Genomic DNA, 13,515 nt, shown 5'->3' with positions numbered 1-13,515 from the left:
CCGCCCGCGACGAAGGGCGGGATGCTTGAGCGTCCCTTGCCGAGAAAGCCCATGCGCCACGCCTTGAAATACACGCTGCTGAGCCTGTCCCTGCTGCTTGCGGACACTGCCATCGGGCAAGTCCCCAGTGCCCTGGCCACCTGCACCCGCAGCGCCAACCTGCTGGCCTGCGTGGACCCCGAAGGCAACGCCTACAGCGTCGCGGCCGCGGGCAGCACCACCTATCTGCGGGGGTTCGAAGTGGCCGGCAAACGTTATTGGGCGCAGACCAACAGCCGCTACGGCCAGCTGACCTTCTTCACTGGCCTGGCTTCCGACGGCGAGGCCTGGGTGGGCTACAGCCAGCGCATCGGCTGGACCACCCGCAACCGTTTTTCCAGCTCCGGCGGCAGCAGCGCCACGTTCACCTGCAGCCGAATCAGCGGCTGCTAAGCAAAAACAAATCCACCCCGTAGGAGCGAGGCTTGCCCGCGATGAACGTCGCGCGGTCAGCCAGATACACCGCAGCGCCTTTTTCGCACGCAAGGCTGTGCTCCTACGGACCTGCGGCCTCGTAGGAGCGAGGCTTGCCCGCGATGAACGTTGACGCGGTCAGCCAGGTACACCGCAGCGCCTTTTTCGCACGCAAGCTGTGCTCCTACGGACGTGCGGCCTCGTAGGAGCGAGGCTTGCCCGCGATGAATGTCGCGCGGTCAGCCAGATACACCGCAGCGCCCTCTTCGCACGCAAGCTGTGCTCCTACGGACCTGCGGCCTCGTAGGAGCGAGGCTCGCCCGCGATGAACGTTGACGCGGTCAGCCAGGTACACCGCAGCGCTCTCTTCGCACGCAAGCTGTGCTCCTACGGACGTGCGGCCTCGTAGGAGCGAGGCTTGCCCGCGATGAATGTTGACGCCGTCAGGCTGATACACCACGGCGCCTTTTTCGCACGCAAGCTGTGCTCCTACGGACGTGCGGTGGGGTCAGGCTTGGGTCTTTTGTTCCTGCAACCAGGCCAGGTAGCTGTTTATCGGTGGGTTCTTCTGGAAGTAGCTCTGCAAACCGGCGAACAGCCCGTCGGCGATCGCCTGCTGGTGCCGGGCGGTGACCAGGCGCTGGCTGTCGCGGCTGTTGGAGATGAAGCCGGTCTCCACCAGGATCGAAGGCACGTCGGGGGATTTGAGCACCGCGAAACCGGCCTGCTCCACGCGCTTCTGATGCAGCGTGGTGATGCCGGCCAAGCTGCCCAGCACGGTGCTGCCCAACTGCAGGCTGGCGGCGATGGTCGCGTTCATCGACATGTCGAGAATCACCCCGGCGAGCATCGGGTCCTTGTCTTTCAGATTGAGCAGGCTGGTGGCGCCCAACAGGTCGGCGCCGTTCTCCCGCTGCGCCATGAAACGCGCCGTGGCCGAGGTCGCGCCGCCTTCGGACAACGCGTACACCGACGCCCCGGACGCGGTCAGGCGCGGCGCCGCATCAGCGTGCACCGAGATGAACATGTCGGCTTTGTGCTTGCGGGCGATCTCCACCCGCTTGCGCAGCGGCACGAAGAAATCGTCGTTGCGCACCAGCTTCACATCGAAGCCCTTCTCGCGCTTCAGCCGCTTGGCCAGCAGTTGGGCGATCGCCAGCACCACATCCTTTTCCCGTTCGCCACGGGCACCGACCGCGCCCGGGTCCTTGCCGCCGTGGCCCGGGTCGACCACAACGATGATGTCGCGCTTGGGGTGTGCCCGGTCCGACGCTGTTTCACGGGGCAACACAGGCGCGGCAACCGGCTGCGGGGCACGAACGGCGTTGCTCAGGTCCAGCACCAGGCGGTGGCCCTGGCCGTCCTGGGGCGGCAGCAAGAAGCTGTCGAGCCGCAGCGGCTCGACGAGGTCGAGGACGATCCGCGTATCGCCCTGGCCAAGGTGCCCGGAACGGATCGAACGAATCGGCGTGTTGGCCAGGGCCAGCTGGCTGAAATCGCCGCTGAGCTGCGCGCCACGAAGGTCGATGATCAGCCGCTCCGGGGCGCTGAGAGAAAACGTCTTGTATTGCACCGGCCCACTCAGGTCGAGCACCAGGCGCAGCTTGTCGGCCGAATTCCATAACCGCAGGTTGCGAACCTGGGTGGCGCAAACCCCCAACGGCAGAATCAGGACCGCACTGGCCAGCAACAGGTTGAGCAATTGACGTCTGTGCATGACTTACACCGCAGATTGAGGAGCTTCCGTACTCGATAAGGCTTGGTGAAAAAACGTTCAGGAAAAAGGTTTCATCGACTGCATTGTTATAATATAACATGGCGAATTGTTTCCAACGATGGACCTGCCCATGAATGCGCTGACTCTGCCGGATATCGCCGCGCAGGCCGCACGCCAGGCCCTGCCCCTTGAGTGGGTGGGCATGTGCGGCATTGCCTTACCTGTGTTGTTTGATGGCCAGCGGATTGGCGCAACAGCGGATGCCGGCGTCAGTCTCGACGACGGCGAAGCCCGCGGCATTCATATGTCGCGCCTGTATCTGGCACTGGAAATGCTCGAACAGGAAAACCTCACCCCAGCCCTGATGCGCCGTTTGCTGCAACGTTTCCTCGACAGCCACGACGGTTTGTCGAGCAGCGCCTACCTGCGAATCCATGCCGATCTGCTGCTGAAACGCCCGGCCTTGATCAGCCCATTGGCCGGCTGGAAAAGCTATCCGGTGAGCATCGAAGCGCGTCTGAAAAACGCAGTGTTCCACGTGGAACTAAAAATCGAGGTGCCTTATTCCTCGACGTGCCCCTGCTCCGCCGCGCTTTCCAGGCAGCTGATTCAGCAGCAATTCATCGATGATTTCGCCAATCGGCCGCTGCAGCATGAAGACGTACTGACCTGGCTCGGCTCCTCCAAAGGCATAGTCGCCACGCCCCACAGCCAACGCAGCAGCGCGCAACTGCAGCTGCGCCTGGATGATTTTCTCGACGAGCTACCGCTGATGGCGGCGATCAACGACGCCGAAGCCGCCCTCGGCACTGCCGTGCAAACCGCGGTGAAACGCGCCGACGAACAAGCCTTCGCCCTGGCCAACGGGCAAAACCTGATGTTCTGTGAAGACGCCGCGCGCCGCCTGAACCTGGCATTGCAACGCACGCCTGGCATCCGCGCCTTCCAGGTACGCGTGGTGCACGCCGAAAGCCTGCACGCCCATGACGCCGTGGCCGAGAGCCGCTGGAACTGGGAGCTCGCATGATCAGCCTGCAAGCGCTGCGTTGGGGCGCGCCCGGCCAACCCTTGGCGCCAGCGCTCGACCTGACGCTGGAGGCCGGCAGCCTGACGGCCATCATCGGCGCCAATGGCTCGGGTAAAAGCAGCTTGCTGAAGGTCATCGCCGGCCTGCAAAAACCCCTGGCCGGGAGGCTCGCCTTGCAGGTCCCGCGCCGTGGCGGCCTGTCCTATTTGCCGCAGCAGCAATACCTCGACCGGCAGTTCCCCATCACCTTGCAAGAGTTGGTGGCCGCCGGTTTCTGGGGCGCTCGACAAAACGCCCAACAGCGGGCCGAACGCTTGCAGCAGGTGCTCGCGGACTGGCGCCTGGACGGCCTGGACCAGCGCCCGCTGATGGCCCTGTCCGGCGGCGAATTGCAGCGTGCCCTGCTCGCCCGCCTGAGCCTCGCCGATACGCCGCTGTTGCTGCTGGACGAACCCCACGCGGCCCTGGACGAACTGGGCCAGGAGCTGTTGTGGCAACACATCCACGCCTGGCACCAGCAAGGCCGCACCCAAGTCGTGGTCTGCCATGACCTCGCCGCCGTGCGCCAACACATCCCCCAGACGCTGGTGATCAAGGCCGGCGGATGCCTGTTCGGCAGCAGCGAGGAGCTGATCGTCCAGCCCCTGCGGATGCAGGTGGCCTGATGCTCGCCGCCGCCCAGCTCTGGCAACCCTTCCACGAATTCGTGTTCATGCGCCGGGCGTTGCTCGGCGGCCTGGTGCTGGCGTGCAGCACCGCGCCGCTGGGAGTGTTCCTGATCCTGCGGCGCATGAGCCTGATCGGCGACGCCGTGGCCCACGGCATCCTCCCGGGCGCGGCGCTGGGCTTCTGGTTCGCCGGGCTGAGCCTGCCGGCGCTGACGCTCGGAGGGCTGGGCGCCGGCTTGGGCATGGCCGGCCTGGCCGCCTGGATTACCCGGCGCACCGGCTTGCGCGAGGACGCCAGCCTGGCCGCGATCTACCCGATCTCCCTGGCCAGCGGCGTGCTGATTCTCGGCCTGGCCGGCAAGCGCCTGGACCTGCTGCACCTGCTGTTCGGCTCGGCCCTGGCGGTGGACGGGCCGACGCTTGAGGGCATGCTCTGGGTCTGTGGGGTCAGCCTGCTAGCCATGGCGCTGATCTACAAGGCGCTGTTGCTGGACACCCTCGACCCGCTGTTCCTCAACAGCGTCAGCCGCCTCGGCCCCTTCGCCCACGGCGTGTTCCTGACCCTGGTGGTGCTGAACCTGGTGATCGGTTTCCAGGCCATCGGCGCCTTGATGGTGGTCGGCCTGATGATGCTGCCGGCCGCCGCCTCGCGCTTCTGGAGCCGTCGCCTGCCGGTGCTGATCGGCGTGGCCGCGGTGTTCGGCTGCCTCTCGGTGTGGCTCGGCCTGTTGCTGTCGTTCCACTACTCGCTGCCCAGCGGCCCGGCCATCGTCCTGGTGGCGGGCGGCCTGTACCTACTTTCCGTGGTGTTCGGGCCGGTGCACGGCCTGCTGCGCCGTCCGCCCTTGCCCACATCCCCATGAGGTGTTTCCCGATGCGCGCCCTACTCGTGCTCTTCAGTCTGTTGCTGCCGCTGTCGTTGTCGACCGCCCAGGCCGCCGACAAACTTGCCGTGGTCACCAGCTTCAGCATCCTTGCCGACATCACTCGACAGGTCGGCGGCGAGCATGTGCAGATCACCGACATGGTCGGCCCGGACGCCGACGCCCACACTTACGAACCGACTCCGGATGATGCCAAGGCCCTGCTCAAGGCCCGGCTGATCATCAAGAACGGCCTGGGTTTCGAGCCCTGGCTCGACCGCCTGGTGGCCAGCACCGGCACCCGGGCCATGGTGATCAGCGCCAGTCGCGGGGTCATTCCACGCTCGCTGGACGAGGACGGCGAAACCGTGTCCGACCCTCACGCCTGGCACAACCTGGCGAACGCCGAGCTCTATGTGGCCAACATCACCAAGGCGCTGGTCGCCGCCGATCCGGCGAACCAGGCCGACTACCAACGCAACAGCCAGGCCTACCTGAAACGCATCTACGCGCTGCTGGCCGAGGCCAAGGCCAAGCTCGGCTCGCTGCCGCCGGGCAACCGCAAGGTCGTCACTTCCCACGATGCCTTCGGTTATCTGGGGCAGGCCTACGGCATCGACTTCATGGCCCCGCAAGGCCTGTCCACCGAACGCGAACCCTCGGCGGCGGAAGTCGCGGCGCTGATCACCCAGATCCGCAACGCCAAGGTCAAGGCGGTATTCATGGAGAACATCAAGGACGCGCGCCTGCTCAAGCAGATCGCCGAAGAAAGCGGCGCCCACATCGGCGGCACCCTGTACTCCGACGCCCTCGCCGCCAAGGGCCCGGCCAGCACCTTCACCGGCTTGTTCGAATACAACCTGGACACCCTGTACGACGCCCTGAGCCAGCCATGAACAAGCGTCCGCCGCTGTCGATGCTCGACCTGGAAAGCGCGCCCCTGGACAGCCGCTGGCCGCTCACCGCTGTGCTCGAGGCGTTGCCGTGGAACGCCGACGGCCTGATCGCCGCCATCGCCCAGCAGCACGACACCGGCGAGGTGCTGATGCTGGCCTGGATGAACCGCAAGGCGCTGGCCGAGACCCTGGCCAGCGAGCAGGTTTGCTACTGGTCGCGCTCGCGCCAGCGGCTGTGGCGCAAGGGCGAAAGCTCGGGGCATCGCCAGCGGCTGGTCGAGGCGCGCCTGGACTGCGACGGCGACGCCGTCCTGCTGCTGGTGGACCAGCAAGGCCCGGCCTGCCACACCGGGCGCCCCAACTGTTTCTACAACGCCATTCGCGACGGCGCCGTACAAGTCATCAGCGCGCCGCTAGAGGAAACCCCAGCATGATTCGCAAGAACCCTTCCGGCGATCTGCCGGTCATCGCCGAGTCGGCCTACGTCGACAAGACCGCCATCATCTGCGGCAAGGTGGTGATCGGCGAAAACGTATTCGTCGGCCCCTACGCGGTAATCCGCGCCGACGAAGTCAACGAGCACGGAGCCATGGACCCGATCGTCATCGGCGCCAATTCGAACATCCAGGACGGCGTGGTGATCCACTCCAAATCCGGCGCGGCGGTGACCATCGGCGAGTTCACCTCCATCGCCCACCGCTCCATCGTCCATGGCCCGTGCTCGGTCGGCGACCGGGTCTTCATCGGTTTCAACAGCGTGCTGTTCAACTGCGTGGTCGGCAACCGCAGCGTGGTGCGGCACAACTCGGTGGTCGATGGCCGCGACTTGCCGCAGGGCTTCTACGTGCCCTCCACCACCCGCATCGGGCCCAATACCGACCTCTCGCAATTCCCGCCGGTCAGCGTCAGCGCCTCGGAGTTTTCCGAAGACGTGGCACGCACCAACGTCGACCTGGTGCGCGGCTACAAAGCCCTGCAGAACGAGTTTTGACCATGGGCAGCGTGCTGATTCGCAACGCCCGGCTGGTCAACGAAGGACGCGAGTTCGACGCCGACCTGCTGGTGGACCATGGGCGCATCGTGAAGATCGCCAGCAGCATCGAAGGCGAGAACGCCAGCCTCGAAATCGATGCCCGGGGCCAGTGGCTGGTGCCGGGAATGATCGACGACCAGGTGCATTTCCGCGATCCTGGCGCGCCGGAAAAAGGCAGTTTCTACAGCGAGTCGCGGGCGGCCGTGGCAGGTGGCATCACCAGTTTCATGGACATGCCCAACACCCAGCCCGCGACCCTGAGCCTGGCCGCGCTGGAGGACAAGAAGCGCCGCGCGGCCATCAACTCGGTAGCCAACTACGGCTTTCACTTCGGCGTCAGCCGCGACAATCTCGACACCGTCGCCGCCCTCGACCCGTGCCTGGTGGCCGGGGTCAAAGTGTTCATGGGCGCCTCCACCGGCAACATGCTGGTGGACGACCCGCAGGTCCTGGAGCGGCTGTTCGCCGAGGTGCCGACCATCCTCCTGGCGCACTGCGAACACACGCCCAGCATCCAGGCCAACGAGCAGCGCATGCAGGCACGTTTCGGCGAGGCGATTCCCGCCGTGGCCCACCCACTGATCCGCGATGCCGAAGCCTGCTACCGCTCCTCGTCGCTGGCCGTGGAACTGGCCAAGCGTCACGGTACGCGCCTGCACGTCTTGCACCTGACCACCGCCCGCGAACTGGTGCTGTTCGAAGACAAGCCCCTGGCGCAAAAGCGCATCACCGCCGAGGTCTGCCTGCACCATTTGCTGTTCGACGACCGTGATTACGCGCGCCTCGGGCACCTGATCAAATGCAACCCGGCGATCAAGACCCGCGCCGACCGCGACGCCCTGCGCCAGGCCTTGCTCGGCAATCGCCTGGATGTGATCGGCAGCGACCACGCACCGCACACCTGGGCGCAAAAGCAGCTGCCCTACCGGCAAGCGCCCGCCGGGTTGCCGCTGGTGCAACACGCCCTGCCCGCCCTGTTCGAACTGGTGGCCGACGGCGTGCTGCCCGTCACCACGCTGGTGGAAAAAACCAGCCACCGGGTCGCCGACCTGTTCGCCATTCCCGACCGCGGCTACCTGCGCGAAGGCTACTGGGCCGACCTGGTGTTGATCAGGCCCGAGCCCGAAGGCGTGGCCGTGGACCAGCAGCCGATCCTCGCCCAGTGCGGCTGGACGCCTTTCGCCGAGCGACGTTTGCGCCACAGCGTCGGCACCACCCTGGTCTCGGGGCAACTGGCCTGGCACGCCGGGCGCCTGCACGACAACTGCCAGGGTTTGCCGCTGCGCTTTACCCGCTGATCCCCCGCCGAATTCTTCCGCCCTGAAACACCAAGGAACACCCCGATGATTCACATCACCCTGCCCGACGGCTCACAGCGTGAGTACGACCAGCCACTTTCCGTATACGAGGTGGCCGCGAGCATCGGCCTCGGCCTGGCCAGGGCGGCCGTCGCCGGCCGGGTGAATGATCATCTGGTGGATTGCTCCTTCGTGCTCGAAAGCGCTGCCCGGGTCAGCATCGTCACCGCCCGCGAGCCCGAGGGCCTGGAGATCTTGCGCCACTCCTGCGCGCATCTGCTGGCCATGGCGGTGAAGGAGTTGTACCCCTCGGCCCAGGTCGCCATCGGCCCGGTGATCGAGGACGGCTTCTTTTACGACTTCGCCTACGAACGGCCCTTCACCCCCGACGACCTGCAGCGCATCGAGGCCCGCATGATCCGCCTCGCCGCGACCAACCATGCAGTGCGCCGGCGCGAGCTGAGCCGCGACGACGCGCTGGAATACTTCGCCAGCCTGGGCGAGCACTACAAGGCCGAACTGATCCGCGACATGCCCCAGGAGCAAGTGTTGTCGCTGTACCGCCAGGGCGATTTCGAAGACCTGTGCCGCGGCCCCCACGTGCCGTTCACCGGCATCCTCCAGGCATTCAAGCTGACCAAGGTCGCCGGCGCCTACTGGCGCGGCGACGCCAGGAACGCACCGCTGCAACGGATCTACGGCACCTGCTGGGCCACCCAGAAAGACCTCAAGGATTACCTGACCCGTCTGGAAGAAGCCGGCAAGCGCGACCACCGCAAGCTCGGCCAGCAACTGGACCTGTTCCACTTCGACGACTGCGCGCCGGGCTCGGTGTTCTGGCATGCCAAGGGCTGGACCCTGTTCCAGCAACTGATCGGCTACATGCGCAGGCGCCAGGACCAGGCTGGCTATCAGGAAGTGAACACCCCGGACGTGATGGACCGCAGCCTCTGGGAAACCTCCGGGCACTGGCAGAACTACCGCGACCACATGTTCAGCACCACCACCGAAGACCAGCGGGTGTTCGCCCTCAAACCGATGAACTGCCCCGGCGCGGTGTCGATCTTCAGCCGCGGCCTGAAAAGCTACCGCGACCTGCCGCTACGCATCGCCGAGTTCGGCAAGGTGCACCGCTACGAACCCTCCGGCGCGTTGCACGGGTTACTGCGGGTGCGCCATTTCACCCAGGACGACGCGCACATCTTCTGCACCCCGGCACAAATGCAGGCCGAATGCGCGAGCACCATCGCCCTGGTCTTCGACATCTATCGCGACTTCGGCTTCCACGATGTCGCGGTCAAGCTCTCCACCCGCCCAGCCCATCGCATCGGCAGCGACGCGCTGTGGGACCAGCTGGAAGGCGCCTTGTCCGGCGCCCTGGCAACGATGGCCATCGACTATCAGGTCAGCCCCGGCGAAGGCGCGTTCTACGGCCCGAAGCTGGAGTTCGTGCTGCGCGACGCCATCGGCCGCGACTGGCAATGCGGCACCCTGCAGGTCGACCTCAACCTGCCGGAACGCTTCGCCATCAGCTACATCGACGAACACGGCGAACGCCAGCGCCCGGTGATGCTGCACCGCGCGCTGTTCGGTTCCCTGGAGCGGTTTATCGGCATCCTCATCGAGCATTACAGCGGCGCCCTGCCGTGCTGGCTGGCGCCGCGGCAGGCGGTGGTGATCAACATCAGCGAAGGCCAGGCGGACTACGCCCGGTCAGTGGCCGACAGCCTGTCGCGCCAGGGCCTGCGCGCCGGCGCCGACCTGCGCAACGAGAAGATCAGCTACAAGATCCGCGAGCACAGCCTGCAAAAGGTGCCGTACCTGCTGGTGGTGGGCGACAAGGAAAAGGACGGGGGATTTGTCAGTTTGCGCAACCGCCATGGCGAGGACCTGGGACGGTGGCCGGTGAGCGAGGTGGCCGAACGGATGCGCTTGGGGTTGTAGCGGCAGCGCCTGGGCGGATGCTATCGCGGCCAAGTCGGATCGTCGTCCGCTCGCTCCTACCTCGCCTGTGTAGCGTCATGAACGCCCGCAGCGCGTCTTCTGTAGGAGCGAGGCTTGCCCGCGAAGCTTTCAGGCCCGGGGTTTGACCGTGCCGCAATCCTGCCCCAGCCACACCGCGCGGGTGTCCATGCTGCCCTTCTGCTGGAAGCCGGTGGCATTGAAGGTGCCGATGACGTTGGTGGTGAACTCGCGATCGCTGAGGAATTTCGCCACGCCCGAGCCTTGGGCTTTCGGGCAGCTGAAACGGAATTTCCATTGGTTGGAGGTACGGTCGGTGATCTCCTGGCGGCAGCCCGATTGCGGGTCTTGCAGCGGAATGCTGTCGGTCTTCACCTGCTCCGGCGTCAGGCAAACGCGAATGCCCTTGCCGCCCATGGTCACGCCCTGCTTCTCCAGCTGCGCCCGCTGCTCGGGGGTCAGCTGTTGTTGCAACTGGCCGAGAATCAACGACAGATCCGGCAGGTTCTGGTCATCGACCTTCATATTGCTGGTGGTCAGCTCCCACAGGCCCGGTTGCAGCATCTGGGCCTGCGCGGCCAGCGGAAACGACACAACGGCGGCCATGGCCAAACCCAGTAGACGAAGCTTCATCGAATGACTCCTAGACAGTAGTGGCCGTTAGACGCCAAAAATGCAGCGGCGTTGCATGGCGAATTAATTAGCGACAATCGTTGTGGAACATGGTCTGTTAGGGTCTGCACCAAGAGTTGGCGAGCACGTTCGAGCCTGTTTGCGCGTAGCGCCAAAGGCGCCCGGCACGCCGCTTTTCAAACGGACCCCAGCATTGAATCTTCAGGAGCAAGGCTGTCCCCATGGATTATTTTGGCCCACATATTTTTGGCTATCTGATTGCCCTGCTGCATTTTCTCGGCCTGATCGCCGCCATCCACGCCGTGCTGACCGTCAGGACCGCCCAAGGCTCCATCGCCTGGGCCCTGTCGCTGCTGTTCATGCCTTACCTGACCCTGCTCCCCTACCTGGTGTTCGGCCGCAGCACTTTCGATGCCTACATCAAGGCACGACGCCAGGCCAACCTGGAGATGCGCAAGGCGATCAACGACCTCAACTGGCGCCCCTGGGTCGAAGAAGCCCTGAGCGCCCGCGCCTCGGTGGCCTACACCTCGCTGCGGGCCATGCCCAAGCTGGGGCGCATGCCCTGCCTGGCCAGCAACCATGTGCAGCTGCTGGTCAACGGCGACGCCACTTTCGCGGCGATTTTCGCGGCCATCGAGCGTGCCCGCACGGCGGTGCTGATTCAGTTCTTCATCATCCATGACGACGACCTTGGCCGCCGCCTGCACAGCCTGCTGCTGAAAAAAGCCGGCGAAGGCGTGGCGATCCACCTGCTCTACGACCGCATCGGCAGCCATTCCCTGCCCCACGCTTATGTGCAGCCCCTGCGCGACGCCGGCATCCAGGTGCATGCCTTCGCCACCCGCAGCGGCTGGCTCAACCGCTTCCAGATCAACTTCCGCAACCACCGCAAGATCGTGGTGGTGGACGGCCTGCTGGGGTTCGTCGGCGGGCATAACGTGGGCGACGAATACCTGGGGAAAAAACCGCCCCTGGCGCCCTGGCGCGACACCCACGTGGCGGTCAGCGGGCCGGTGGTGGCTTGTTTGCAGGAGTCCTTCGCCGAAGACTGGTTCTGGGCCTCGCGACAATTGCCGCCGCTGATCCTGCCCGACGCTTACCCCGACGACGGCGTGCTGTGCCAGGTGCTGGCCAGCGGCCCGGCGGATTCCTATGAAACCTGCTCGCTGTTCTTCGTCGAAGCCATCCACGCGGCGACCGAGCGGGTGTGGATCACCAGCCCTTATTTCGTCCCCGACGAAGCCGTGTTCGCCGCCTTGCGCCTGGCCGCGCTGCGCGGGGTGGACGTGCGCATCCTCCTGCCGTCGCGCGCCGACCACCGGATCGTCTACGCGGCGTCCAGCCTGTACGCCTTCGAAGCGGTGCGCGCCGGCGTGCGGATCTTCCGTTACCAGCCGGGTTTCCTGCACCAGAAGGTGGTGCTGATCGACAGCGAAATCACCGCGATCGGCAGCGCCAACCTGGACAACCGCTCGTTCCGCCTGAATTTCGAAGTGATGTTGCTGACCGTCGACGAAGCCTTCGCCCGCCAGGTCGAACATATGCTCAACCAGGACTTCGAACAGTCGCGGGAAATCGCCAAGGAAGAAAGCCGGGAAACCCACCGCCTGCAACAGCTTGGCATGCGGGTCGCCCGGCTTATTTCACCGATTCTCTAGCGTCGGCGCTTCACGAGTAATACAGGTCGTCGCGGGTCCAAGGCAGCTCGTGGCTGCCATCGGCGTGCGCCTTGACCGCGAGAATCTGGTGCAGGTTGATCCAGCCGCGGGCGAAGGCGTAGGCACAGCCGGCCAGGTACAGGCGCCAGATGCGCAAGACCTGTTCCGGCACCAGCCGCGAGGCGGCTTCCAGGTTGTCTTCCAGGCGCTCGCTCCAGTGGTCCAGGGTGCGCGCGTAATGCAGGCGCAGGCTTTCCACATCGACGATTTCCAGCCCCGCCTCGCTGATCTCGGCCGAGATCATCGCCAGATGCGGCAGCTCGCCGTTGGGGAACACGTATTTCTCGATGAATTCGCCGGCCCCACGGCCCACGGGACGCCCATCGGTGTGCTTGGCGGTGATCCCGTGGTTCATCACCAGGCCGCCTTCACGCACCGCGCCGAACAGCGTCTTGCAGTATTGCGCCAGGTTGGCGTGCCCCACATGCTCGAACATGCCGACGCTCACCACCTTGTCGAAGCGGCCGTCCTGGGGCAGATCGCGGTAGTCCAGCAGTTGCAGCTCCACCTGGTCCTGCAAGCCTTCCTCGACGACCCGTTCCCGGGCCAGGGCCAACTGTTCCTTGCTCAGGGTAATGCCGAACACCTTGGCCCCGAATTCCCGCGCCGCATAGCGCGCCAGCCCGCCCCAGCCGCAACCGACATCCAGCAGGTATTCGCCGGGCTGCAAGCGCAACTTGCGGCACAGGTGGCGGAATTTGGCTTGCTGGGCCTGTTCCAGGCTTTCACTGCCGGTCTCGAAATAGGCGCAGGAATAGGCCATGTCGCTGTCGAGCCACAGCCGGTAGAAATCGTTGGAAAGGTCGTAATGGTAGGAAATGGCGGCCGCGTCAGTGGCCTTGTCGTGCAGGGAACGCACCGGCAGCGCTTGCTCTTCGCCGTCCAGCAACGCCTGGCTCAGCTCGTCGCAGACCCGGATGACTTCGCTGATCGAACCTTCCAGTTCAAGTTTGCCCTCGACGAATGCCGCCCCCAGCGAGTCGAGAGTGGGATGGGAAAACTGGGTAACCAGTTGTGGGTCCTTGACCACAATGGTGACGCTGGGCGACGGCCCCAGGTTGAATTCATGGCCGTCCCAGAGTCGCAGGCGCAGCGGAAGTTGCAGATTCTGTAAGGCCGGTGGAAGTTGCGCGAGCATGGATTATCCCCCTTGTTTCAGACGTCTGAGTGAGGTTAGACCATACTGAAAAATTAGCAGGCTATCGATCTGACAGACTGAAATTCATCAGTGCCGGCATTGCAAC

The 13,515-nt window shown here is 65.1% G+C and carries 13 protein-coding genes; 10 read left to right on the top strand and 3 right to left on the bottom strand.

Annotated features, from left to right (window positions below):
* The first annotated feature begins 51 nt into the window (after positions 1 to 51).
* The gene (locus BLV20_RS04470) at positions 52 to 432 is read left to right on the top strand and encodes a glutamine synthetase (RefSeq protein WP_092297568.1); all 381 of its coding nucleotides are present in this window, start codon (positions 52 to 54) and stop codon (positions 430 to 432) included.
* A gap of 529 nt (positions 433 to 961) precedes the next feature.
* Here the strand turns inward: BLV20_RS04470 and BLV20_RS04465 are convergent.
* A complete protein-coding gene (locus BLV20_RS04465; protein WP_092297565.1) occupies positions 962 to 2,170 on the bottom strand; it encodes an N-acetylmuramoyl-L-alanine amidase in 1,209 nt (402 codons plus the stop codon).
* Positions 2,171 to 2,300: 130 nt separating this feature from the next.
* Between BLV20_RS04465 and folE2 the strand changes: the two genes are divergently transcribed.
* The 8 genes from folE2 to thrS are packed head-to-tail and all read left to right on the top strand — an operon-like array spanning position 2,301 to position 9,899.
* Positions 2,301 to 3,197, top strand: coding sequence for a GTP cyclohydrolase FolE2 (folE2, locus tag BLV20_RS04460; RefSeq protein WP_092297561.1), 897 nt, complete (start codon positions 2,301 to 2,303; stop codon positions 3,195 to 3,197).
* Entirely contained in the window at positions 3,194 to 3,862 is a 669-nt protein-coding gene (locus BLV20_RS04455; RefSeq protein ID WP_092297558.1) for a metal ABC transporter ATP-binding protein, read from the top strand. Before folE2 ends, BLV20_RS04455 begins: the two co-directional genes overlap by 4 nt.
* Positions 3,862 to 4,728 carry a metal ABC transporter permease gene (locus BLV20_RS04450; RefSeq protein ID WP_092297555.1) on the top strand — a complete coding sequence of 289 codons (867 nt, stop codon included), beginning with the start codon at positions 3,862 to 3,864 and terminating at the stop codon, positions 4,726 to 4,728. The genes BLV20_RS04455 and BLV20_RS04450 overlap by 1 nt, the downstream gene beginning before the upstream one ends.
* 11 nt (positions 4,729 to 4,739) lie before the next feature.
* Positions 4,740 to 5,624, top strand: a complete 885-nt coding sequence (locus BLV20_RS04445) for a metal ABC transporter substrate-binding protein (RefSeq protein ID WP_092297552.1) — start codon at positions 4,740 to 4,742, stop codon at positions 5,622 to 5,624.
* Positions 5,621 to 6,058: a phosphoribosyl-AMP cyclohydrolase gene (gene hisI / locus BLV20_RS04440; RefSeq protein WP_092297549.1), complete on the top strand. Its 438-nt coding sequence runs from the start codon at positions 5,621 to 5,623 to the stop codon at positions 6,056 to 6,058. Before BLV20_RS04445 ends, hisI begins: the two co-directional genes overlap by 4 nt.
* Positions 6,055 to 6,615, top strand: coding sequence for a gamma carbonic anhydrase family protein (locus tag BLV20_RS04435; RefSeq protein WP_092297546.1), 561 nt, complete (start codon positions 6,055 to 6,057; stop codon positions 6,613 to 6,615). Before hisI ends, BLV20_RS04435 begins: the two co-directional genes overlap by 4 nt.
* A gap of 2 nt (positions 6,616 to 6,617) precedes the next feature.
* Positions 6,618 to 7,955, top strand: a complete 1,338-nt coding sequence (locus BLV20_RS04430) for a dihydroorotase (RefSeq protein ID WP_092297543.1) — start codon at positions 6,618 to 6,620, stop codon at positions 7,953 to 7,955.
* 45 nt (positions 7,956 to 8,000) lie between these two features.
* Entirely contained in the window at positions 8,001 to 9,899 is a 1,899-nt protein-coding gene (gene thrS / locus BLV20_RS04425) for a threonine--tRNA ligase (RefSeq protein ID WP_092297540.1), read from the top strand.
* 129 nt (positions 9,900 to 10,028) lie between these two features.
* On the opposite strand, the gene BLV20_RS04420 is transcribed toward thrS, so the two are convergent.
* On the bottom strand, positions 10,029 to 10,550 hold the full coding sequence (locus BLV20_RS04420; RefSeq protein WP_092297537.1) for a DUF3617 domain-containing protein: 522 nt from the start codon (positions 10,548 to 10,550) through the stop codon (positions 10,029 to 10,031).
* Positions 10,551 to 10,771: 221 nt separating this feature from the next.
* Between BLV20_RS04420 and cls the strand changes: the two genes are divergently transcribed.
* Complete coding sequence (cls, locus tag BLV20_RS04415) at positions 10,772 to 12,211, top strand: cardiolipin synthase (protein ID WP_092297534.1); 1,440 nt, start codon at positions 10,772 to 10,774, stop codon at positions 12,209 to 12,211.
* A gap of 10 nt (positions 12,212 to 12,221) precedes the next feature.
* Here the strand turns inward: cls and cfaB are convergent, their stop codons facing one another.
* Complete coding sequence (gene cfaB / locus BLV20_RS04410) at positions 12,222 to 13,409, bottom strand: C17 cyclopropane fatty acid synthase CfaB (protein ID WP_092297531.1); 1,188 nt, start codon at positions 13,407 to 13,409, stop codon at positions 12,222 to 12,224.
* Between the last annotated feature and the right edge of the window lie 106 nt (positions 13,410 to 13,515).

The sequence above is a fragment of the Pseudomonas sp. NFIX28 genome, assembly GCF_900107395.1.
Classification (GTDB): domain Bacteria; phylum Pseudomonadota; class Gammaproteobacteria; order Pseudomonadales; family Pseudomonadaceae; genus Aquipseudomonas.
Note: the sequence above shows the minus strand (reverse complement) of the source record. Positions and strands in the feature narration are given on the sequence as shown.